We start from the raw sequence: 231 nt of genomic DNA on the forward strand, positions 1-231 counted from the left end.
GCGACGCCACCTTGACGCCTTCCAGCAGTGATGAAAGCTCTGCCAATGATGCAAGCCCTGCCAGCGATGCAGGCCCCGCCGCCTCTGCCGAGCAGCCGCTGCCCGCCGGTCAGTTGCAGCCCACTGAGCTGCGCGGCGTGCGCGAGCTGTTCGGCATCGACAGTGACCTCAAGGTGCCGGTATTTGTGGAGCGCGACGCCCACGTGCCGGAAATCGATCACGCCTATCGCT

Annotated in this window: 1 pseudogene; it reads left to right on the forward strand. The window is 65.8% G+C overall.

Annotated elements, in window-relative coordinates:
- A pseudogene (locus tag R0J88_RS23990) lies at positions 1–231 on the forward strand (hypothetical protein); the annotation flags it as partial.

The organism is Pseudoalteromonas sp. SIMBA_162, from assembly GCF_046535955.1.
Lineage (GTDB): Bacteria > Pseudomonadota > Gammaproteobacteria > Enterobacterales > Alteromonadaceae > Pseudoalteromonas > Pseudoalteromonas marina.